Source organism: Halorubrum marinum (assembly GCF_048381195.1).
In the GTDB taxonomy this organism is placed as follows: domain Archaea; phylum Halobacteriota; class Halobacteria; order Halobacteriales; family Haloferacaceae; genus Halorubrum.
In genome coordinates, this window is the sequence record NZ_JBLWMM010000004.1 from 312579 (window position 1) to 333273 (window position 20695).

The window sequence follows — 20695 nt, forward strand, 5'->3', positions numbered from 1 at the left end:
TCGTATGAAGATGGACCCTGACATTCGAACTGAGAGTTCCGTATACGGGAAGACCACCTGGGAACGCGCGACGTCGTGGGTGCTTATCAAGGGCGATCGACGCGTTGTCGCGAGTGGGATCACCATCGGTGTCGTCGGGATCGTTGGAGCGCTACTCTGGAACGGCATGCTGGCCGTGGGATCGGACAGCGCAGTCGACTCGCTCTTTTCGAGTGGATTTACCGCCGGTGTCATCACGCTAATCACGATCTCTCTTTCGATAATTCAACTCGTTATCTCACGTGTGTTCGGGACGGTGAACTCGCTGAGAGACCGCCTCGACGGCGCGCGCGAACTCCATGCGGACGTCGCAGCCCTCGCGGGACGACCGTCGAGTCCGAACGACCCGGCTGCGTTCCTCTCACTCATCGCTCGGACGCTGAGCGAACGGGTCGCGACCCTCCGTGCGATGGACGAATCCGGCGAGTGGGACCCACCGAGCGAGGTGACGAACGCGCTTCGCGACATCGGCGACTACGGAGAAAACATCGAGTCACGTCTCGACGACAACATTCGGGTTGACTCCGTGCTCACCATTCTCTTGGGACCAGAATACGCCGTGAATCTGAATGCAGTACAACATCTGCAGAACAGATACGCCGGGTCGTTCCCGGAGGCCGCTCAGGCGGAGTTGCAGGCGATCGACGAGCTCCTCAAATCGATCGCCGTCGTCCGTCAGTTCTACAAGACGATAGCCCTCCAACAGGATTTCGCAGAGCTCTCGCGGATGATCGTCTACGCCGGGTTGATAGCGTTCGTCACGACGATCTCGGTGACGCTTCTCTACCGGACGAACTCCGTTACGATTCCGCCCTCGATGCTTCCCGCCGTCGTCACTCTGGGTATCGGTGTCGTCACCGTGCCGCTAGCGCTCTTCGTGTCGTATATCCTCAGGGCAGCGACGGTCGCCCGGCAAACCGTCTCGGTCGGTCCCTTTATTCCCCCGTAATGACGTCTCCACCCACTCCTTCGTATCGCCTCTGGGGACGAACGGTCCTCCCAGCGGCCCTCGTGGTTGTTCAAGCGACGGCACCACCACCGGAGGTCGGTCCTGGGGAACTCTTCGAGTACTGGCCTACCGTCATCCGTGTCGGCTGGTTCCTCGCCGGCGTCCTCGCAGTCGTGATACTCAACCGAATCTTCATCCAACCGGTCTTCACGCGGATACTCCGTAAGCGAAACCGCAACAACCCCACGCTGCAGAACGCCCTGCACAGGTACTTTCAGGTTGTTGTTATTCTCGTTGCCGTCTTCGTCGGTGTAAGCATCGCCGGATACGGTCCGACGCTCGGCAACTCCGCGCTCCTCATCAGTGCTGTCGCACTAGCGATCGGTGTCGCGGCCCAGTCGGTGATCGGCTCGCTGGTTAGCGGTATCGCCCTCGTACTCGACCCGGACTTCAACGTCGGCGACTACATCCAATGGCCGAACGGCGAGGGGGTCGTCCAGTCGATCGCCCTTCGAACCACGCGCGTCAAAACGCGGGACGGAGGGCTCGTGACAATTCCGAACACGATTCTGACGAGCAATGAGATATCTCGGCCGTTCGGCCGGGGGAATCATCGGGTAGTTCAGCAGTTTGCGATCGGCTACGAGAACGAGATCGACGACGCGATAAGACACCTCGAGGACATCGCAGCCTCAATCGACGCAGTTCTCTCGGACCCGGCTCCGGTGGTGTATGTCGACGAACTCGGAGACGTGGTCACAGTTCGCGTCCATTACTGGATAAGAGATCCCGGTCAGCAAGACATCCTCGCCGTCCAGTCGAAGTACGCTCGTCGAATCAAACGCCGATTCGAGACGGAGGGACTCACGATCAGTCCCGCACCGGAGCTAGATATCAGTGGACAGATCGCTATCGACGAGCCGGGGCGATTTCGGCACTCCAACGCGGACACCGACTCCGACAGTGGAACGAACGGAGAGGATCGCTGATATCCTCAGCGGTGTCAGACGCTCGCACGACGCCGACACAACGACTATACGTCGTCCGGGAGTCAATTCGAGCAATGGCCTCGCTCACTGACCACCTGTCCGATCTCGTCGAGGACGCGGACGCGGTGCTCCTGTTCTCGCCGACGAGTTCGTTTTACGCCCGGTTCAGGGACGGCGACACGGAGATCGTCGTCGTCGCCCCCGACAACGACGTCGACGCCGACACCTTCGTCGAACTCCCCCTCCCGTTCGACAACGTCAAAGATCGGATCCGGTTCGGGATCGAGGGCGCGATGGACGCCGAGCTGGTCTCCGAGGGCGACGAGGTGGTCTGTATCGCCTCCGTCTTCGACGGGGGCTCCGACGCGGTGATCCGCGTCACCGTCGACGAGACGATTCACACCGGGATCTACGACCTGTTCGTCAACTCGCGGGCGGAACCAAGCGTGATCCGCGACGTGTTCGAGGTCGCGATCGAGCTCGGACAGAAGGGACAGAAGGGGAAGCCGGTCGGCGCGCTGTTCGTCGTCGGCGACGCCGGAAAGGTGATGAACAAGTCCCGCCCGCTGAGCTACAACCCCTTCGAGAAGTCCCACGTCCACGTCGGCGATCCCATCGTCAACGTCATGGTCAAGGAGTTCTCCCGGCTCGACGGCGCGTTCGTCGTCTCCGACTCCGGGAAGATCGTCTCCGCGTACCGCTACCTCGAACCGGGCGCCGAGGGCGTCGACATCCCGAAGGGGCTCGGCGCGCGCCACATGGCCGGCGGGGCGATCACCCGCGACACGAACGCGACGTCGATCGTGCTGTCGGAATCCGACGGTCTCGTTCGGGCGTTCAAGGCGGGTGAGCTCGTCTTGGAGATCGATCCGGAGGAGTACTGATCCCGATGTCGGGCGTTCAGTCTGCAGTCGTCGAGGCCGTAGCCCGCGTTCCCGACAGAATCTGGCTCGCGCTGTTCGTGCTCGTGCTCGGACTCATTGCGGCCTATCTCGTCGGGGTGATCAACCGACGGCTCCTGACACGGGCGGGAGTTCCCGACGTGATCGAGGGGACCGCCTTCGAGCGCACGGCCCGGGAGTTCAACACGTCGACGGTCCGCATTCTCGCGAAGCTGTCCAGTTACTTCATTCTCGCCGTCGCGATTATCGTCGCCGTCACGGTCGCCGACGTGCAGTTCCTCGAACAGTTCTGGGCCAGTGTAGCAGCGTTCCTCCCGCGGCTGTTCGTCGCCACCCTCGTGGTGATCATCGGCATCGTCGTCGGCGACAAGGCGGAACTCCTCGTCGCCGAGCGACTCCGCGGGATCAAGCTCCCCGAGCTCGGCGCGGTGCCGCCGCTCGTCAAGTACAGCGTCGTCTACGTCGCGGCGCTGATCGCGCTGGGACAGATCGGCGTCCAGACGCTCGCGCTCACGGTGTTGCTCGCGGCGTACGCGTTCGCCGTCGTGCTCTTCGCCGCGCTGGCGACGAAGGACCTCGTCGCGTCCGCCGCGGCCGGCGTCTTCCTCCTCCTCCGGCAACCGTACGAGATCGGCGACGAGGTGCGCGTCAGCGGCGAGCGCGGGATCGTCCAAGAGGTCGACCTGTTCGTCACGCATATCGAGGTCGACGGCGAGGAACACGTGGTCCCGAACCACTCGGTGTTCCGAGACGGGATCGTGTTGATCCGGGAGTGAGAGACCGTTCCCAGGCGGAGAGACCGTTCCCACAGCGTGGGAGCAGCTCACACGATATAACCCGCCGGGCGACGAACGCGTAGCCATGAGCACTCACACCACGGACACCGCCTGCGACGGGTGGGACGGAAGCGAGTGCGAGGGGACTCCCCACTGCCCCCCTCGCTGCCCCCGATTCGTCGATACGGAGGGAACGCGGTGGACCGTCCGGCCGGCCGTCCGCGAGGACGCCGCGGCGCTCGCGGAGATGTACGAGCGGTTCGGTGCCGAGAACCGCGCGCAGGGGCTCCCTCCGGTGACACGGAGCCGTCGGGCCGAATGGCTCGACGCGATGCTGACCGAGGGGAGCAACGTCGTCGTCGAGCGCGGCGGCGAGCTGTTCGGCCACGCGATGTACACGCCGACGGACGCGAAGCGTCCCGAACTCGCGGTCTTCGTCTATCCGGACGTCCAGGGCCGGGGACTCGGGACCGAGCTCTGCCGACACGTGATCGCCGACGCGGCCGCAGCGGGACGGGAGGGGCTCGAACTCCACGTCGAGAGCGGAAACCGAATCGCCCGGAGCGTCTACCGCACCGTGGGGTTCCAGATCGCCGAGCGGAAGGGCGACCTTCGGATGGAGCTCGATCTGACCGACCCGATCGCGATCGAGGTCCGGTGGCCTCCGGTCGTTCGGGAGGGACCTGCCGACCCCGCGCCGCGAGACCTTCCGGGCGGCGGCTCGCGAGCGATTCCGAGCGGCGATTGAGCGGCGGCGGTCCCGAGCGACCGCGACGGACCGGCGAGAGCGGCGACGCCGACCACAACGATTAGGCGGTCGCATCCCGTGCAATGGGTATCGTGGAGGACGCCATCGAATGGCTGCGGGATCGACCGTTCTACGAGGGACAGATCGCGGAGCACCGTCGCCTCCCCGCCCGAGAGCCCGAGTTCGCCGATGTGGACCTCGCGCCCCGCATGGCCGACGCGCTCTCGAAGCGGGGAATCGAGCGCCTCTACCGGCATCAGGCGGACGCCATCGAGGCGGTCCGCGACGGCGACGACGTCGCGCTCGCCACGGAGACCGCGAGCGGGAAGTCGCTCGCGTATACCGTCCCGGCGTTCGAGGCGGCGATGGACCACGGCGGTCGCACCCTCTATCTCGGTCCGCAGAACGCGCTCATCGCCGACCAGGAGGAGTCGCTCTCGGAGCTCGCTCGCGGGCTCGGGTTCGGGAGCCGCGTCTCGGTCGACTCCTACACCGGACGGCTCTCGCAGAGCGAAAAGCGGGACGTGCGCGACCGACAGCCGACGGTCCTACTCTCGAACCCGGACATGCTGCACTACGCGCTCCTGCCGTACGCGGGCCGACTCTGGGAGTGGTTCTTCTCGTCGCTGGAGTACGTCGTGATCGACGAGATCCACAGCTACCGCGGCGTGTTCGGGTCGCAGGTCGCCATGACCCTGCGCCGACTCGCTCGGACCTGCGAGCGGTTCGGATCGACCCCGCAGTTCGTCTGCTGTTCGGCGACGATCAACAATCCCGTCGACCACGTCGCGACGGTGACCGGCCGCGACCCCGGACGGATCGCGCTCGTCGACGAAGACACATCGGGACGAGGCCCCCGCGACTGGGTGCTGTGGAACCCGCCGGAGTACGACGACGACTGGCAGGAGCGCGGCAGCGGCCGTCGGAAGTCGAGTCACACCGAAAGCAAGCGGCTGTTCTGTGACCTCGTAACGGCGGGGGCGCAGACGCTCGCGTTCACGCGGGCTCGTCAGACCGCGGAGCAGTACGCGACCGACAGCGCGAGCGAACTGCGGAGCCGCGGCGAACGCGACCTCGCCGGGAAGGTCGGCGCGTACCAGGCGGCCCTGAAAAACGAGCGCCGACGCGAGATCGAGACGGACCTCCACTCGGGAGCGCTTCGGGGCGTCTGGACGACGAGCGCGCTCGAACTCGGCGTCGACGTCGGCGGCCTCGACGCCGTCATCCTGGACGGCTACCCGGGCACGCGGATGTCGGCGTATCAGCGCGCGGGGCGGGCCGGGCGCGGCGACGATCCCGCGCTCGTCGTGATGGTCGGCGGCGAGGACCAACTGGACCAGTACCTCATGGCCAACCCGGCCGACTTCTTCGAGGCGCCGCCGGAGGACGCGATCTGCGATCCGGCGAACGACCGGCTCCTCCCTCGGCACGTCGCCTGCGCGGCCGACGAGCGCTGGCTCTCGCCCGACGACGAGCGGTTCTTCGGCGAGACGTTCCCCGCGGTCGTCGGCGACCTCACCGACGAGGGCGTCCTCGATCGACGGGAGACGGCGTCGGGGATCCGGTGGGTCCACGCCGGGTCGTCAAGTCCGCAACAGGCCGTGAACCTCCGAACCGCCGAGGATCGGGAGGTCGAGCTGATCGACGAGTCGAGGAACGAGACGGTCGCCTCGTTGGGGTTCGGGGACGCGCTCCGCGACGCCCACCCCGGCGCGATATACCACCAGCAGGGCCGCACCTACGAGGTGACGACGCTCGACCTCGATCGGAACGTCGCCGAGCTCCAGCACTCGTGGGCCGACTACTACACGCAGACCCTCTCGGAGAAGGACATCGTCGTGAACGACGACGTGGGCGAACACGCGCTGACGGCTCGCCCGGACGTGCCGGTCCGGTTCGCGGACGTCACCGTCACGGAGCGGATCACCGGCTTCGAGCGGAAGGACGCCGCGACCGGGGAGTCGCTCGGGGAGTCGTCGCTCGATCTCCCGGAGACGAGTCTTCGGACCAAGGCGCTGTACTTCCCGGTTCCGACGGACATCGAATCTGAAATGCGGTCGATCGGGGCGAGTAGGTCCGACGCCGTGACCGATGGCGGTGACAGAGAATCGCTCGGAAGCGACAGCGCCGACGGCGGATCGCTCGACGGCGACGACGCGTCACCGCCGAGCGGCGAGTACGGATTCAACGGCGGGATCCACGCCGCCGAACACGGGATCATCTCGCTGTTCCCGTTCCACCTGCTGTGCGACCGCGCCGACATCGGCGGGATTTCGACGCCGTATCACCCGCACACCGACGCGCCGGCGGTGTTCGTGTACGACGGCTACCCCGGCGGAGTCGGACTCACGCGGCGCGGCCACGAGCGTATCGAGGAGCTGATGGAGCGCACGGCGCGGCTCATCGACGGCTGCGACTGCGCCGACGGCTGTCCGGCCTGTGTCCAGTCGCCGCACTGCGGAAACGCCAACGAACCGCTGGCGAAGGCGACCGCGGTGCACCTGCTGCGAGCGTTGACCGGCTCCGGGGACTGAGACCGTCCCGACGCGAGGACGACCGACGGGTACCGCCCTCGGTCGACGAGCGGCGTCCCGACCGACATGGTTCGGCACAACGCATTTGCTACCAACTGCCGTGCGATCGATAGATGCCGGTCAAGATCAAGGAGGTCACCGATCCGTCGGCGAGCGCGATGCGGTGGCTCGTGCTCGGAGCGGCGTACTTCCTCCTCGTGCTGTTCGTGATCGGTCTCTTCGACATGCTGTTGTCGCTGTACGGTCTGCTTCGCACCGGCCGGTTCACCGACCCGATCGCCGTCGTCGATCTCCTCGACACCGTTCTGTTGCTGCTCATCATCGTCGAGGTCCACCGGACGCTTATCGCGTATGCGCGGGAGGAGCCGGTCCTGCGGATCGTCGTCAGCGCGGCGATCATCGCGGTCTCCCGAGAGGTGATCAGCTTCCGAGTCGCGGACTACGGGACCGGCGAAGAGGCGCTCTCCGTCGCGACCGCGTTCGCGGTGCTGATCCTGACGCTCGTTCTCGGATACTTCCTCCTCGACCGCGTCGATATCACGAACTGACCCGTCGAGCGGCGGACGGGCCGCGAGCGGGGACACACCGGAGGCCGGTGGTTTGACGGTGTTCGCACCCGTGGCGATCCCATGGAGCTGTTCTGGCACCGACGGGACCTCAGACTGGCCGACAACGTCGGGCTTGCGGCCGCGATCGAGCGGGCCGACGACGGCGTCGCGTCGCTTTTCGTGTTCGACGACGACGTGCTCGCACACGCCAGCGACGTGCGGGTCCGACGCCTACTCGACGGGCTCGTCGCGCTGCGGGAAGCGTACCGCGACCGCGACAGCGACCTCCTCGTGGCACACGGGGACCCTGAGACGGTCGTCCCGACGGTCGCCGACGCGCTCGACGCCGAACGGGTGGTGTGGAACCGCGACTATTCCGGGCTCGCTCGCGAGCGGGACGCGGGGGTCCGCCAAGCCCTCAACGAGGAGGAGATCGACCGCGAGGCGCACCACGACGCCGTGTTGCACACGCCCGATTCGATACGAACGAACGCCGGCGACCCCTACTCGGTGTTCACCTACTACTGGCGGAAGTGGACCGACCGCGAGACCGACCCACCGGCGTCGATACCCAACGCGGGAGACCTCGCCGAGCCCGCGCAACTGGCCGCAGCGGCGGAGGGTCTCGACGCGCGGGCGGACGGCGGCATCGGGGGGACGACCGCCGGGGGCGTCGCCGTCGGCGACCTCCCGACGCCGGGGGACCTCGGGTTTTCAGAGCCGGAGGCCACCGTCGGCCCGGCCGGGACCGAGGCCGCACGCGAGCGGCTCGACGAGTTCCTCTCGGAGGCGGTGTTCTCGTACGACGCGGAGCGCGACTATCCGGCCCGCGAGGCGACCTCGCGGCTGTCCGCGTTCCTGAAGTACGGCGAGATCGGCGTGCGCGAAGTGTACGAGGCAACTACGCGAGCGATGGCGAGGGCCGAGGAACGGGCCGCAGGCGGCGGGGCGGTGAGCGAGAGCGACGGTGACGGCGGCGACGCGGACGACGAGAGCGGCGGCGACGCGGACGACGAGAGCGGCCCCGTCGCGGCGGTCGGGGAGTTCCAGCAACAGCTCGCGTGGCGGGAGTTCTACACGCAGGTGTTGTACCACAACCCCGAGGTCGTCACCGAGAACTACAAGCAGTACGAGGCGGGGATCGAGTGGCGCGACGACCCCGAGGAGATCGCGGCGTGGAAGCGCGGCGAGACCGGGTATCCGATCGTCGACGCCGGGATGCGCCAGCTCCGCGAGGAGGCGTTCATGCACAACCGCGTGCGGATGATCGTCGCCTCCTTCCTGACGAAGGACCTGCTCGCCGACTGGCGGCACGGCTACGAGCACTTCAGGGAGCGGCTCGCGGATCACGACACCGGCAACGACAGCGGCGGGTGGCAGTGGGCGGCCTCCACGGGCACCGACGCCCAGCCGTACTTCCGCATCTTCAACCCGATGACGCAGGGGGAGCGGTACGACCCCGACGCGGAGTATATAACCGAACACGTCCCCGAGCTCCGCGGGCTCGACGCCGACCTGATCCACGAGTGGCACGAGCTGTCGCCCACCCAGCGCGCGAACGCCGCGCCCGAGTATCCCGCGCCGATCGTGGACCACTCGGAGCGACGCGAGGCGGCGTTGGCGATGTATAAACGGGCGCGCGGCGAGGACCCGGACGAATAGACCACCCGCCGACGGGCTCAGCGACCGGAAACTCCGGACCGCCGTGTCGAGCGCAGGGCGTGTATTCATCAGTCGCGCGCACGACATCTGAAACGGCGATACATCATGGTCGTAAGCGTTCACCACTACGAGCTGTCGGAGTCGGCGACCCCGTCGGAGTTCCGTGACGCGGTGAATGAGGCCGTCGATCGCGGCCTGTTCGAGAACGTTCCCGGCCTGGTCGACTACCGGATCGGCCGCGGTATCAGAGGCGATCGAGCCGGAAGGTTCGCCGCCGTTTGGATATACGAGAGTCGAGAGGCATGGGCTGACGTCTGGGGACCGGCCGACGATCCGGTGACGAGGACCGACTACCCCGACGAGTGGCTCACGTGGGAAGACGAACTGCTCGATCCGTTACTTTCCGAGGATCCCGACGCGATCGAGTACACGTCGTACGAACTCGTCGCCGGACGTGCCGATATGAGCGAGAGTCGGTGATGGCGTCGCGGCCGCCGCGGTACCGCTCGCGATCCGTCGCCCGTCCGCCGCCGACGGATCGACGGTCCGATTTAAAAAAGCGCCTCGCTCTCGTCGAGCAGGTGCGCCGGACCGCCGACCTCCCAGACGTCGGTGTCGACGCCGACCTCGGCGATTCTGCGCTCGACCTCGTCGGCGTGGTCGGCCAGCGTGTTCACGTACACCGACGCGCCGGTGTCCGTCGAGAAGTAGACCGGGACGCCGTCCTCGCGGAGTTCGCGGACCGCGTTGAAGACGGCGATCGTCTCCGGCTGCCAGTACACCCACCCGGCTGGGCCGGTCATCGTGGTGGCCGTCAGCGACAGCGAGTCGTGCTCGGCGGTGCCGAAGATGCGGTCGAAGTCGCCGTCGCGGAGCGCGTCGGTCATCTCGACCAGTTGGTCCTGCACGTGAGCGGTCCGCGCCTGCATCATGTGACTCGCGGCGGCCTCGCGGTGCGCCTCTTCCGTCTCCTTATAAGCGGGAACGTGCGCGGCGACGATCCGGAGGTCCTCCTCGGGATCGAATCCGTCCTCGCCCACGCCCGTGTCGAGTCGATACGAGCGGCAGTCCTCGTCGTTGAGTCCGGCGTCGAGCCGGGAGTACGCGCCCGTGACCGCGCGGGCCGCGGAGGAGGACCCGCGACGGGCGACGGTCGAGACCTCGGGTAAGGAGAGGTCGAGACCGGCGGCCTCGGTGAGCGCGAGCGCGGCGGCCGCGAAGCCCGACGAGGAGGAACCGAAGCCGATGTTCGACGGGAAGGAGTTCTCGCTCTCCAGTCGGACGGCGGCGTCGACGCCAGCCAGTTCCCGGACGTGCTCGACGACCATGTCGATGCGCTCGGCGGCGCGGCCCCCCACTTCCTCGTCGCCGATGACGTAGACGTCCTCGCTCGCGTCCGGCTGCCACTCGACGGTCGTCGTCGTCGCGGTCGGCGCGGTACAGAGGCTGATGCTGTCGTGGTACGGTAATCGCAGTTGCTCGTCGCGCATCCCGTGGTACTTGACGAGCCCCTGGATCGGGTGGGCTCGCGCGGTGGCCTTCTCGGTCATACCTCGGGAAGCGTTCGGCGGGGGATTAGTCGTTGCGATACCACCGACTCGTCCGTCTACCTCGAAGGATCTGTGCGTCTCGATCCGTTCCCACCGAGGCGACGCGATCGAGGGGAACCCTTTTTGAGGAGTCGGCGGGAATCTCGGGTATGACCGAGTACACCGTCGAGTTCGTCGGCACCGACGAAACGATCGAGGTGGCCGACACGGAGACGATCCTCCAGCCCTGCATCGAGGAGGGGATCGCCCAAGAGTACTCCTGCCGCGTCGGGATGTGTCTCGCTTGTTCCGCCGAAATCGTCGAAGGGGAGGTGACCCAGCCGGCTGCTCGCGGGCTCACCGACGAGGAGGCCGACGACTACGCGCTCACCTGCATGGCGCGCCCGCAGTCCGACCTGAAACTCGACCGCGGCAAGTACCCGCCGAGCATCGAGGACGACAACGCGACCGACGCCAGCGACGCCGACGGCGCCGCCGCGGACGACGACTGACTGCGACCACCGGGCGTGACGACTAGTTACTCGACGCGCTCGAACCGGTGGCGCACCACGTCGGCGTCGTCGTCCCAGTCGAAGCTTCCGCCGTGTGCGCGGACCATCCGCTCTTTATACGCGTCGAGCGAGGGTGACCCCTCGCGCCGCGCGTCCTCGTCCGTCATGTCGCCGAGGGTTCGCTCGGTGACCTCGGTCAGTTCGAACGTCACGCCCTCGATATCGAAGGTGTCGCCGGTCTCGCCGTACTGATTGCCGCGGTGGAGCTGCGTCACGTCGCCGTCGAGCGCCGCCTGCTTCACGCGGTCGTTCGGAAGGAGATCTGCGGGGTCGTTTTCGGACATGCTCGTGTGTTCGGACCGGATTCAGTTATAAGCGCTGCCGAGACGAACCACAGACAGTACCTCGCCGCCGGTCCCTGCCGGGGCGTCGCGCGGGAGCGAGCCCCGCGTTCTACGAATCTCGAAGCGGCGCGCGCGTGAATCGACACGGACGTGAACACCGGATACGGCGCCCGAGCCGAGAGATTCAAGAGAGTGCCGGTCCCCTTCTTCGACGATGCGTCAGGACCACCTCATCACCGCGACCCAGCTCTCGCGGGACGACATCGAGGCGGTGCTCGACCGGGCCAGGGCGGTCGCCGACGACCCCGCCGCCTACGCGGACCGGCACGCCGGATCGGTGCTCGCGCTCTGTTTTTTCGAGCCGAGCACCCGAACCCGGATGAGCTTCGACAGCGCGGCAAAACGCCTCGGCATCGACACCATCGGCATGGGCAACGTCGACTCCTCGTCGGTGTCGAAAGGCGAATCGCTCTCCGACACCGTCCGCGTCATCGAAGGGTACGCGGACGCATTGGTGCTCCGCCATCCCAGCGAGGGCGCCGCGACGCTCGCCGCCGAGAACGTCTCCGTCCCCGTGGTCAACGCGGGCGACGGTGCCGGACAACACCCCTCACAGACGCTCCTCGATCTGCACACGATCCGCGAGAACCACGGGCTCGACGACCTCACCGTCGGGATCATGGGCGACCTGAAGTACGGCCGCACCGTCCACTCGCTGGCCGCGGCGCTGACCAACTTCGACGTCAACCAGCACTTCATCAGTCCGGAGTCGCTGCGGCTCCCGCGGTCGGTCCGCTTCGACCTCCACGAGACCGGCGCGCAGGTACGCGAGCACGAGGACCTGGACGGCGTCATCGACGAGCTCGACGTGCTGTACGTCACTCGGATCCAGAAGGAGCGCTTCCCCGACGAGAACGAGTACCACCGCGTCGCCGGCGAGTACCAGATCGACGCCGAGACGCTGGCCGCGGCGCCCGACCACCTCTCCGTGATGCACCCGCTGCCACGCGTCGACGAAATCGCGCCCGACGTCGACGACACCGACCACGCCCGTTACTTCGAGCAGGCGCACAACGGGATCCCGGTGCGGATGGCGTTACTCGACACCTTACTCGAAAACGCCGACGGCGAGGCCGCCGAAGGGATGGAGGTGGACCGATGAGCGACCACGAACTCCGCGTCTCGAAGATCCGTAACGGCACCGTCATCGACCACGTCGAGGGCGGACAGGCGCTCAACGTGCTCGCGATTCTCGGCATCGACGGCTCGGAGGGGCTCGGCGTCTCCGTCGGGATGAACGTCCCCTCCGACCGGCTCGGCCGCAAGGACATCGTGAAGGTCGAAGACAGAGAGCTGTCGCCGTCCGAGGTCGACGTGCTCTCGCTCATCGCCCCCGAGGCGTCGATCAACATCATCCGCGAGTTCGAGGTCGTCGAGAAGAACCGCGTCACCCGCCCGGACAGCGTGACCGGCGTGCTCTCGTGCCCGAACCGTAACTGCATCACGAACGCCGGCGAGCCGGTCGAGACCCGGTTCGACGTCGTCGCCGACGGCGTCCGGTGTGACTACTGCTCGACGATCCTCCGCAGCGACATCGCCGAACACATCGACGTCTGAGGCGGTCCAGTCCGGCCGGTCCGAATCGTCCTGACTCGGTTCGACTCGAGGGTGCCCGAGCCCTCCGGTAGGTTTTAGCGCCCGCCGTTCGTTATCTGAGGCATGAGCAAGAAAGCGAAGCTCGTCCTCGTCCTGTCGTTGGTTGCGCTCGCGTACTTCCTCTTCGCCGGCGACAAGACGCCGGTCGAAGTCGAGTAGCGACGACGCCGCGGAGCGACCCCGTCGTACAGCGCGCTGACCGCCGCGCGCACCGCGGACCGGATGCCCGCCGTTTTTATCCGTCAGCCACGTAGCGACTGCCATGTACGGGGTCGTCACGCGTAACGCCGACGAGGTCGAGATGGAGCCGTTCGACCTCGGCTTCTACGAGGTCAAAGACGTCACGGGGCGGGCGGCCGCGCCGCTCCCGAACGCCGTGAACATGGTGTCGTGTTTCGGCGACAACGCCGCGGCGAGCGAGAACCCCGATCTCGTTCCCGTCGACGAGCGGGGCGAACCGGCGACCCGCGACCGCGACTACTTCGACTGGGCGTACATCTGTCCGACGCACCCCGAGTACCGCGAGGGACTCCTCGAGATCATCGAGGACTGCGCGGCCGAAAACGGCGACGTGCGCCTCGATGATGTCGGATTCCCGCGGGAGGGGTTCTGCCGGTGTGAGCGCTGTGAACGCCTGTTCGCCGAGAGCGACCGCGAGCGCTGGGCAGACTGGCGCGCCGACGTGATCACGGAGTTCGTCGCCGACGCGACCGACCGGATCCCCGGGCGCGCGCTGCTCACGCTGTATCCCGACCCGTACCCCGGCCACCTCTACGCGCGGAGCGGCCTCGACCTCGACCGGCTCGCCGAGCGCGTCGACGAGTTCGTCGTCCCGCTGTACGACTTGGAGTACGGAACCACGTACTGGCTCGAAACCATCGCCCGCGGCTTCCGCACGCGACTCGGCGGCGACTACGACGTGCACGGCGCCCCGCCGGAGACCCCCTTCTCGCTGGAGCTGTACGCGGTCGACGTCGGCGTCGACGAGCTCGTCCACGCGACCGAGGTTGCAGAGACGTACGCGAAGGACGTGTTCTTCGGCTACGACGCGAACAACGCGGCCGCCGCGCTCCGTCGGAAGGACGCCGAGTCGCGCGACGGCGAGGTCCACCGCCCGGAGTAGGTCGGTCGCGGTTCGTTGTCGGCGAGTGCGAGACGAGGCGGCGTCCCCACAAGCGAGGCGTTATATATCTCCGTGGCGGACGGTTACTCGACCGGCCGCCGGTGTGCGACACACCGATCGTCTCGCGTTCGCGCGAGGCGGTCGCCTTTCAACGTCCGCACCGTAGCGGCGGTCGCCCTACACTCGTGAGCCGACGGCTCGGCGATTTCGCTCGAACGCGCTTCCGCCTGTTAGTGCACCGTCCGGTCGTCGCTCGTGTCGATGTCCTCGATCGGGTCGGCGTTACCGAAGTCGGGCGTCGGCCCGTCGCCCGGAGCCGCCCATTCGACCGCATTACGGAGCACCTGACGCACGTCGTCGTTGTAATAAACGGGGTACGTCTCGTGTCCCGGGCGGAAGTAGAACACCTTGCCGCTGCCGCGGCGGTAACAGCAGCCGGAACGGAACGTCTCGCCGCCGGCGAACCAGGAGTTGAACACGAGCGTGTCGGGCGCCGGGATGTCGAAGCGCTCCCCGTACATCTCGGCCTCGTCGACCTCGATGTACTCGCCGAGTCCGTCCGCGATCGGGTGGCTCGGCTCGATCGTCCAGAGCCGCTCCGTCTCGGCGGCCTCCCGCCACTTCAGCGAGCAGCTCGTTCCCATGAGTCGCTTGAATATCTTCGAGTAGTGGGCGGAGTGGAGCACTAAGAGTCCCATCCCGTCGAGCACGCGCTCGTGGACGCGGTCGACGACCTCGTCGCGGACCTCGTCGTGGGCGGCGTGACCCCACCACGTGAGCACGTCGGTGTCGTCGAGAACGTCCTCGGTGAGCCCGTGGTCCGGCCCCTCGTCGAGGGTCGCCGTGCGCACGTCGTGACCGGCCTCCTCCAGCGCCTCGGCGACGACGGCGTGGATGCCGTCGGGATACAGGTCGGCGACGACGTCGCTCTCGCGCTCGTGGCGATACTCGTTCCAGACCGTGACGCGTACCATACGTCCGGTCTCGCTCGGAGCGACTTGTACGATCGTATCTGGGTCGCGTCGGTCTAGCCCGAAAATTCCGACTCGCTCACGCGAACGATCAGCGTCTCCTCGACGTCACGGAGGTCGTACTCGGGCGTCTCGCCCTGCGTCCGGCGGACGTACAGCGGTTCGACCGGGTTGCCGTCGACGAGGCCGAACACCTTCAGCCGCTGGTCGGTCTCCTCTGGGGGGACCGCGCCGTCACGTACCTCGCGTGCGAGGTCGCGAGAGAGCCACTCGTCCGGGGATACCGAGGGCTCTCGGACCAGCGCCTCGTCGACGAATCGGACGAGATACCAGTTGAGGTCGTTTAACAGCGACACCGCGGCTCCGAGGCTCACGGTGTCGACGGCGACGCTGTTCTCGAACGGCTCCTCGATGTCGTAGGTCGCGAGCGCGTCCCGCGCGGTCTCGCGAGACAGCAGCTCGTAGGTGAGGTTCACGTCCGGGTCGCCGAGGAGACACACCCGCGTCACACGCGAACGATCTCGCCCGTTCCTCAAATCGGTTGTGGTCGTTCGGTCGCGTTCTCATCGCGGGCTGACGGACGGAGCCGTCGAGAGCCGCTCAGAACGTCGAGACGTCGCCGTCGATGACGCTACGGGTCACGTCGCTGACGTTCGCCAGCTCGTCGTCGACGATCGCGCGGACCTCGTCTTCGATGTCACCGAGCGCGACCCCCTCCTCGGTGACCAGCTGCGCGTCGGCGACGTGGGGCTCGTCGATCGGGCGCCCGATCTGCGAGAGCAGTCGGACCTGGAGATCGCGGATGCCGTCGACCTCGTCCGTGACCGACTCGGCGATTCGCGTCGACAGCAGGTTGTAGATCTTCCCGATGTGGTTGACGGGGTTCTTCCCCGAGGTCGCCTCCATCGACATCGGACGGTTGGGCGTGATGAGCCCGTTCGCGCGGTTACCCCGCCCGACGGAGCCGTCGTCGCCGTGCTCGGCGGAGGTGCCGGTGACGGTGAGGTAGATCGAGCCCTCGTCGTAGTCGTCGGCGGTGTTGACCTCGACGTTGACGTCGCGGTCGGTGTATCCCTCGGCCAACTCGGTGACGAACGCCCTGACGTCGGTGACGGCGTCGGCGTAGTCGTCGAGGTCGTCGATGTACCCGTCGACCATCGCGGCCGCGACGGTGATGTCGATCTGGTCGCCCTCGCGTTTACCCATGATCTTCACGTCCGGGCCGAGCTCGGGGTGCTCGTCGTAGTACGTCGTGTTGAGGGCGCGCTCGGCCTCGCGAACGATCGTCTCCGTCTCCGTCAGGGGCGCGTGGCCGACGCCGAAGGAGGTGTCGTTCGCCATCGGCACTTCCTGCGTCTCCTCGCCGAAGACGTCCTGTAGGTCGCCGGAGCCCTCGCCGAGTCGGATGTCGACGATCACGTCGGTCCCGTACTCGAGTTCCGGGATCGCCTCGGAGAGGTAGTCGCGGGCGGCCGACAGCGCGGTCGAGTCGACCGGGAGCTGCGTTCCGTCGTACTCCTTCGTCGCTCGGCCGACGATGAGCACGTACATCGGCTCGACGACCTCACCGCCGCCGTACGCGGGGGCGGCGCGGCCGGCGACGAGCTGCGTCTCGTCGGTGTTGTAGTGGAGTACCTTTCCGACGCGGTCCAAGTAGAGCTGTGAGAGCGCTCGCGAGACCGACTCCGCGATCCCGTCGCAGATGGAGTCCGGGTGGCCGATACCCTTCCGTTCGACGATCTCGACCTCTTGGTCCTCGACCGCCTGTCGGTCGAGGCGGCTAACCTGAATGTTCCGATCCATTAGGTGTCGGTACTCCGCGGGTCACAGTATAACTTGCGGAAACCTCCCGTCGACGGGTAATACCTGGAGGTTATTATTTGGTAGTACTTGCCGCTACTTCGCCGCCTCGTAGGCGTCGGCCATCACGTCGAGCGCTTCGTGAAGTTCGTCCTCGTCGGTCGCGTACGAGATGCGCGCGTGTCCCCGGCCGTGCTCCCCGAACGCCTCGCCCGGGACGACGATTACCCCGCGTTCGAGACACTCGTCGACGAACCCGTCGGGGACTCGGGGCATCGCGTAGAACGCCCCCTGTGGCGTCGGACAGTCGATGCCGATCTCCGCGAACCCGTCGAGGAGGAGGTCCCGTCGGCGCTCGAACGACGCCGTCATCTCGTCGACGACCTCGCGGCTCCCCCGCAGTGCGCCCTCCGCGGCGTACTGGGCGGGCGCAGAGGCGCAGGCTTGGGCGTACTGGTGGACGCGAACCATCCGCTCGACGCGCTCGGACGAGCCGTACACCCAGCCGAGCCGCCAGCCGGTCATCGAGAACAGCTTCGAGGCGGAGTTGACGACGACGACGTTGTCCGTCTCCGCGAATTCGATGGGAGAGTAGTGCTCGCCGTCGAAGACGGTGTACTCGTACACCTCGTCGGAGATACACAGCACGTCGTGTTCGTCGGCGATGCGCGCGAACTCGCGCACGTCGGCCTCGGAGGAGACCGCGCCCGTCGGGTTGCCGGGGGAGTTGACGACGAACGCCGCGGTGTCGTCCGTGATCGCCGCTTCGATCGCGGCCGGGTCGATAGTGAGGTCGTCTCGGAGCGGGACTGGAACCGGTTCGCCGCCGGCCAGCTTCGTCAGCGCGTCGTAGGAGACGAATCCGGGATCGGGGATGATCACCTCGTCGCCCGCGCTCACGTGCGCCTCCATTGCGATGTGCAGCGCTTCGCTTCCCCCCGCCGTGGCGATCACGTCGTCCGGATCGAGGTCGATCCCCTGATCCGTCCGGTGCTTCTCGGCGATCGCCTCCCGGAGCGACCGCGTTCCCTTGTTTTCCGTGTAGGCGTCGACCTCGCCAGCCTCGATGGCGTCGATGGCGGCTCGGCGCGCGTGCTCGGGCGTCGGGAAGTCCGGCTGTCCCAGTCCCAGATTGATCGCGTCGTCGCCCGCCGCCTCGAACACCTCGCGGATGCCGCTGATGGAGATCCGCTCGACCCTCTCGGAGAATGTCGGCATGAATGAGTCGGAGCGCCGCCGGGAGTTAGTTCTTGTCACGTCGACCGTTGCGTCGTCCCGGCCGCCTCGGCCGACCGTGCACCGGAGGGCGTCACCGCTTTCGCTCCCACACCGGTCGGCGTTCTTGGGATCCGGGGCCACCGCGAAGCCTCCCGTCGACGTCGAGGGGCAGCGCGAACCGCCCGCGAAGCACGCTGAGGACTTCCTCGGGTCGAGCACGCAGCAGCGCCTCGTCGACCGCGCGGAGCCGCAGCCGCGGGCGACCGGGACCCATCGGCACCTTGATCGACTCGATCAGCTGTCGCTCGACGAGTGCGCGGCGATCGGCGGTAAGCTCTTGGCCCGGCGCGATCCCGACCCCCGCCTCGTCCTCGCTCCCGATCCAGCGGCGGAGATCCCCGAAAAGGTGATCGTGCCGGGCCGCCAGCGCGACGAGCAGCGTCTGATCGGTGACCGTTCCCGTCCGGCCGACCTCGCCGTAGCGGAGCGCGGCGAGCACCGATTCCACGTCATCGGCGAACCGGTCGTCCAACAGCTCGCGGGCGCGCGACAGCAGTCGCGTCCGCGAGGGCATGTCGACGGCCGCGGGGGTCGACGCCTCGAAGCGTCTCGTCGCTACGTCGATCGCCCTAGCGACCGCGTCGTCGCCGCGCTCAGTGACCAGCGTTCTGGCTCCCGTCGGCCCCGCAACCGCGTCCACTCGCTCGGGCGTCGCGAAGAGGATCCGGTCCGCGCCGCGCTCGCCGACCCGACGGTCGGAGTCGTGAACTCGCAACTCGATCGCGTCGCTCGCTGTCGTCTCTGCGACGGCCGTGCCGAGCGCGAACGCCCGCCCGAGCGCGTCGGCACCTCCCGGCCGACAGGCGATTCGCCACGAACCGCCAGTCGTCCGACTGCGAGCCGAAAGAATCGCCGGAAAGAGCCCGAGCGGAACGCCCACGGCGACGACGCCGGATCGACCGACGAGCGCGGACTCGACCGACGCGGCGAACCCGTCATCGACCGCCGCGAGGGCTGCGCCGACCTCCGTGTCTGCGTCGTCGAGAGGGTCGTCCTCATCGAAGGGTCCGTCGTCATCGGAGGCGTCGCCGGGGGGAGAACCCATGTACCTCCGTGTCGGCGCGAGCAGAAAGAACGTTGCGCCGATTCAGGGCGCCCGCGCGAACACGAGGTAGCCGGTGTGGCCGACGCCCGCGGTCGACGGGCGCGAGCCGCGCTCCGAGAAGTCCATCTCTCGTTGTATCGTTTCGAGGGTCTCGACATCGGTGAGACCGGCGTCTCGGGCCGCGAGAACCGCCTCGCGGGTCCCTTCGACGAACGGCGAGTAGACGGCGAGGAACCCGCCCGGAACGAGCAGTTCGTCCGCGCGCCCGACGACTGCGGGCGCGTCGCCCGTGTCGAGGGTGAGCACGTCGAACGGCTCTCCCGCCGCGAGTTCGTCGATCTCCTCGGAGACGTCGCCGGTACGGACCTCGACGCGGTCCGCGACCCCGGCGGTGTCCATATTCTCGCGGGCGACGTCCGCGAACTCGGCGTCGATCTCGTAGGTGGTCACGTCGGCACCGGCTCTCCCGAGATACGCAGAGAGTATGCCGGAGCCCGTCCCCGCGTCGAGCACGCGATCGCCGGCAGAGGCGCCGGTGTGGCCCATCACGAGGCCGATATCGCGGGGCATCATCGGCGCGCCGGTGCGTTCGAGGTGATTGAACAGATCCGGGCCGCGGAGCTCGCGGACCTCGAAGACGGTGCCGAGGTGCGTTTCGATCTCGTCGCCGCCCTCGACGTCCTCGGGCACCTCGATCACGCCGAGGTCGGTGCCGAACTCCTCGCCCGGCTCCAAGAGGTACTCCCGATCGTCGTGGACCAACAGGTACGCGGCGTCGGTCACGTCGAATCAGTCACTCCAGGTCCGCGATCGCGGCCGCGAGGTCGCCGTTGGCGTCCTCCAGCGCCTCGCGGGCGGTCGACTTCGGGACGCCGGCGCGCTCGGCGACGAGCGCCACGTCTTCGTCGGGGATAGCGGCGTCGCCCGCATCGGTCGCGTCGGTCGCGTCCTCCGCGCCGTCTGCGTCGGTCGCGTCCCCCGAACCGGCTTCGACCGCACCGACCGCGGACCCGCTCTCGACTTCCGACGGCGAGCCGACGATCTGGTAGGTCTCCTGACCCTGCGCGTCCATCTTGGTGACCTGCGCGCCGTCGAAGACGAGATCGGCGTCGGCCGTCTCGATGACGACCCGCTCGGCGTCGATCTCCTCGACGTCGATCCCCATCTGTTTCATCATCTGTTTCATCTTCCGCGGGTTCATGCCGCCTCCTCCGAACATACCTGGGATTTCGGTCGGACGGACCAAAAAGGGTGGCGACACGGGACGGCGGGCGGATACGTTGAACATAG

General features: G+C 67.4%; 22 protein-coding genes. 13 read left to right on the top strand and 9 right to left on the bottom strand.

Features of this window, described 5'->3' with window-relative positions; all coding sequences use genetic code 11:
- Window positions 1-10 precede the first annotated feature (10 nt).
- The 9 genes from ACNSN4_RS08010 to ACNSN4_RS08050 all read left to right on the top strand — a co-directional run bounded on the left by ACNSN4_RS08010 (window position 11) and on the right by ACNSN4_RS08050 (window position 9627).
- Window positions 11-988, top strand: a complete 978-nt coding sequence (locus ACNSN4_RS08010) for a DUF7972 family membrane protein (protein ID WP_496923289.1) — start codon at window positions 11-13, stop codon at window positions 986-988.
- Window positions 988-1977, top strand: a complete 990-nt coding sequence (locus ACNSN4_RS08015) for a mechanosensitive ion channel family protein (RefSeq protein ID WP_418285278.1) — start codon at window positions 988-990, stop codon at window positions 1975-1977. The genes ACNSN4_RS08010 and ACNSN4_RS08015 overlap by 1 nt, the downstream gene beginning before the upstream one ends.
- A gap of 74 nt (window positions 1978-2051) precedes the next feature.
- Window positions 2052-2861 carry a diadenylate cyclase DacZ gene (gene dacZ / locus ACNSN4_RS08020; protein WP_418285279.1) on the top strand — a complete coding sequence of 270 codons (810 nt, stop codon included), beginning with the start codon at window positions 2052-2054 and terminating at the stop codon, window positions 2859-2861.
- A gap of 5 nt (window positions 2862-2866) precedes the next feature.
- Complete coding sequence (locus tag ACNSN4_RS08025; RefSeq protein WP_418285280.1) at window positions 2867-3655, top strand: mechanosensitive ion channel family protein; 789 nt, start codon at window positions 2867-2869, stop codon at window positions 3653-3655.
- 85 nt (window positions 3656-3740) lie between these two features.
- Window positions 3741-4403, top strand: coding sequence for a GNAT family N-acetyltransferase (locus tag ACNSN4_RS08030; protein WP_418285281.1), 663 nt, complete (start codon window positions 3741-3743; stop codon window positions 4401-4403).
- Between the two features lie 92 nt (window positions 4404-4495).
- Entirely contained in the window at window positions 4496-6937 is a 2442-nt protein-coding gene (locus ACNSN4_RS08035; RefSeq protein WP_418285282.1) for a DEAD/DEAH box helicase, read from the top strand.
- Between the two features lie 113 nt (window positions 6938-7050).
- Window positions 7051-7485, top strand: coding sequence for a phosphate-starvation-inducible PsiE family protein (locus ACNSN4_RS08040; RefSeq protein ID WP_418285283.1), 435 nt, complete (start codon window positions 7051-7053; stop codon window positions 7483-7485).
- Window positions 7486-7566: 81 nt separating this feature from the next.
- Complete coding sequence (locus tag ACNSN4_RS08045; protein WP_418285284.1) at window positions 7567-9147, top strand: cryptochrome/photolyase family protein; 1581 nt, start codon at window positions 7567-7569, stop codon at window positions 9145-9147.
- Window positions 9148-9252: 105 nt separating this feature from the next.
- Window positions 9253-9627: a hypothetical protein gene (locus tag ACNSN4_RS08050; protein ID WP_418285285.1), complete on the top strand. Its 375-nt coding sequence runs from the start codon at window positions 9253-9255 to the stop codon at window positions 9625-9627.
- A gap of 71 nt (window positions 9628-9698) precedes the next feature.
- Here ACNSN4_RS08050 and mvaD read toward each other — a convergent pair whose 3' ends face one another.
- Window positions 9699-10697, bottom strand: a complete 999-nt coding sequence (mvaD, locus tag ACNSN4_RS08055; RefSeq protein ID WP_418285286.1) for a phosphomevalonate decarboxylase MvaD — start codon at window positions 10695-10697, stop codon at window positions 9699-9701.
- 149 nt (window positions 10698-10846) lie between these two features.
- On the opposite strand from mvaD, the gene ACNSN4_RS08060 reads away from it, so the two are divergent.
- Window positions 10847-11188, top strand: coding sequence for a 2Fe-2S iron-sulfur cluster-binding protein (locus tag ACNSN4_RS08060; protein WP_418285287.1), 342 nt, complete (start codon window positions 10847-10849; stop codon window positions 11186-11188).
- Window positions 11189-11214: 26 nt separating this feature from the next.
- On the opposite strand, the gene ACNSN4_RS08065 is transcribed toward ACNSN4_RS08060, so the two are convergent.
- Window positions 11215-11532, bottom strand: a complete 318-nt coding sequence (locus tag ACNSN4_RS08065; RefSeq protein ID WP_418285288.1) for an ASCH domain-containing protein — start codon at window positions 11530-11532, stop codon at window positions 11215-11217.
- A 214-nt stretch (window positions 11533-11746) separates the two neighbouring features.
- Between ACNSN4_RS08065 and pyrB the strand changes: the two genes are divergently transcribed.
- The 3 genes from pyrB to ACNSN4_RS08080 all read left to right on the top strand — a co-directional run bounded on the left by pyrB (window position 11747) and on the right by ACNSN4_RS08080 (window position 14311).
- Complete coding sequence (pyrB, locus tag ACNSN4_RS08070; RefSeq protein ID WP_418285289.1) at window positions 11747-12694, top strand: aspartate carbamoyltransferase; 948 nt, start codon at window positions 11747-11749, stop codon at window positions 12692-12694.
- Window positions 12691-13149: an aspartate carbamoyltransferase regulatory subunit gene (gene pyrI, locus ACNSN4_RS08075; RefSeq protein WP_418285291.1), complete on the top strand. Its 459-nt coding sequence runs from the start codon at window positions 12691-12693 to the stop codon at window positions 13147-13149. Before pyrB ends, pyrI begins: the two co-directional genes overlap by 4 nt.
- A 301-nt stretch (window positions 13150-13450) precedes the next feature.
- The gene (locus ACNSN4_RS08080) at window positions 13451-14311 is read left to right on the top strand and encodes a glycoside hydrolase family protein (protein WP_418285292.1); all 861 of its coding nucleotides are present in this window, start codon (window positions 13451-13453) and stop codon (window positions 14309-14311) included.
- A 230-nt stretch (window positions 14312-14541) separates the two neighbouring features.
- Here ACNSN4_RS08080 and ACNSN4_RS08085 read toward each other — a convergent pair whose 3' ends face one another.
- The 7 genes from ACNSN4_RS08085 to ACNSN4_RS08115 form a co-directional block, all read right to left on the bottom strand.
- Window positions 14542-15285 (bottom strand): ThuA domain-containing protein, encoded by a 744-nt coding sequence (locus tag ACNSN4_RS08085; RefSeq protein WP_418285293.1) that lies wholly within the window; start codon window positions 15283-15285, stop codon window positions 14542-14544.
- Between the two features lie 53 nt (window positions 15286-15338).
- Entirely contained in the window at window positions 15339-15791 is a 453-nt protein-coding gene (locus ACNSN4_RS08090) for a DUF5804 family protein (protein WP_418285294.1), read from the bottom strand.
- A gap of 91 nt (window positions 15792-15882) precedes the next feature.
- Complete coding sequence (locus tag ACNSN4_RS08095; RefSeq protein ID WP_418285295.1) at window positions 15883-17085, bottom strand: methionine adenosyltransferase; 1203 nt, start codon at window positions 17083-17085, stop codon at window positions 15883-15885.
- A gap of 93 nt (window positions 17086-17178) precedes the next feature.
- Window positions 17179-18300 carry a pyridoxal phosphate-dependent aminotransferase gene (locus ACNSN4_RS08100; protein ID WP_418285296.1) on the bottom strand — a complete coding sequence of 374 codons (1122 nt, stop codon included), beginning with the start codon at window positions 18298-18300 and terminating at the stop codon, window positions 17179-17181.
- 91 nt (window positions 18301-18391) lie between these two features.
- Entirely contained in the window at window positions 18392-19405 is a 1014-nt protein-coding gene (locus tag ACNSN4_RS08105) for a transcriptional regulator TbsP domain-containing protein (protein ID WP_418285297.1), read from the bottom strand.
- Window positions 19406-19447: 42 nt separating this feature from the next.
- Complete coding sequence (locus tag ACNSN4_RS08110) at window positions 19448-20188, bottom strand: tRNA (adenine-N1)-methyltransferase (protein ID WP_418285298.1); 741 nt, start codon at window positions 20186-20188, stop codon at window positions 19448-19450.
- A gap of 10 nt (window positions 20189-20198) precedes the next feature.
- Window positions 20199-20624: a nascent polypeptide-associated complex protein gene (locus ACNSN4_RS08115; protein ID WP_418285299.1), complete on the bottom strand. Its 426-nt coding sequence runs from the start codon at window positions 20622-20624 to the stop codon at window positions 20199-20201.
- Window positions 20625-20695: the final 71 nt, after the last annotated feature.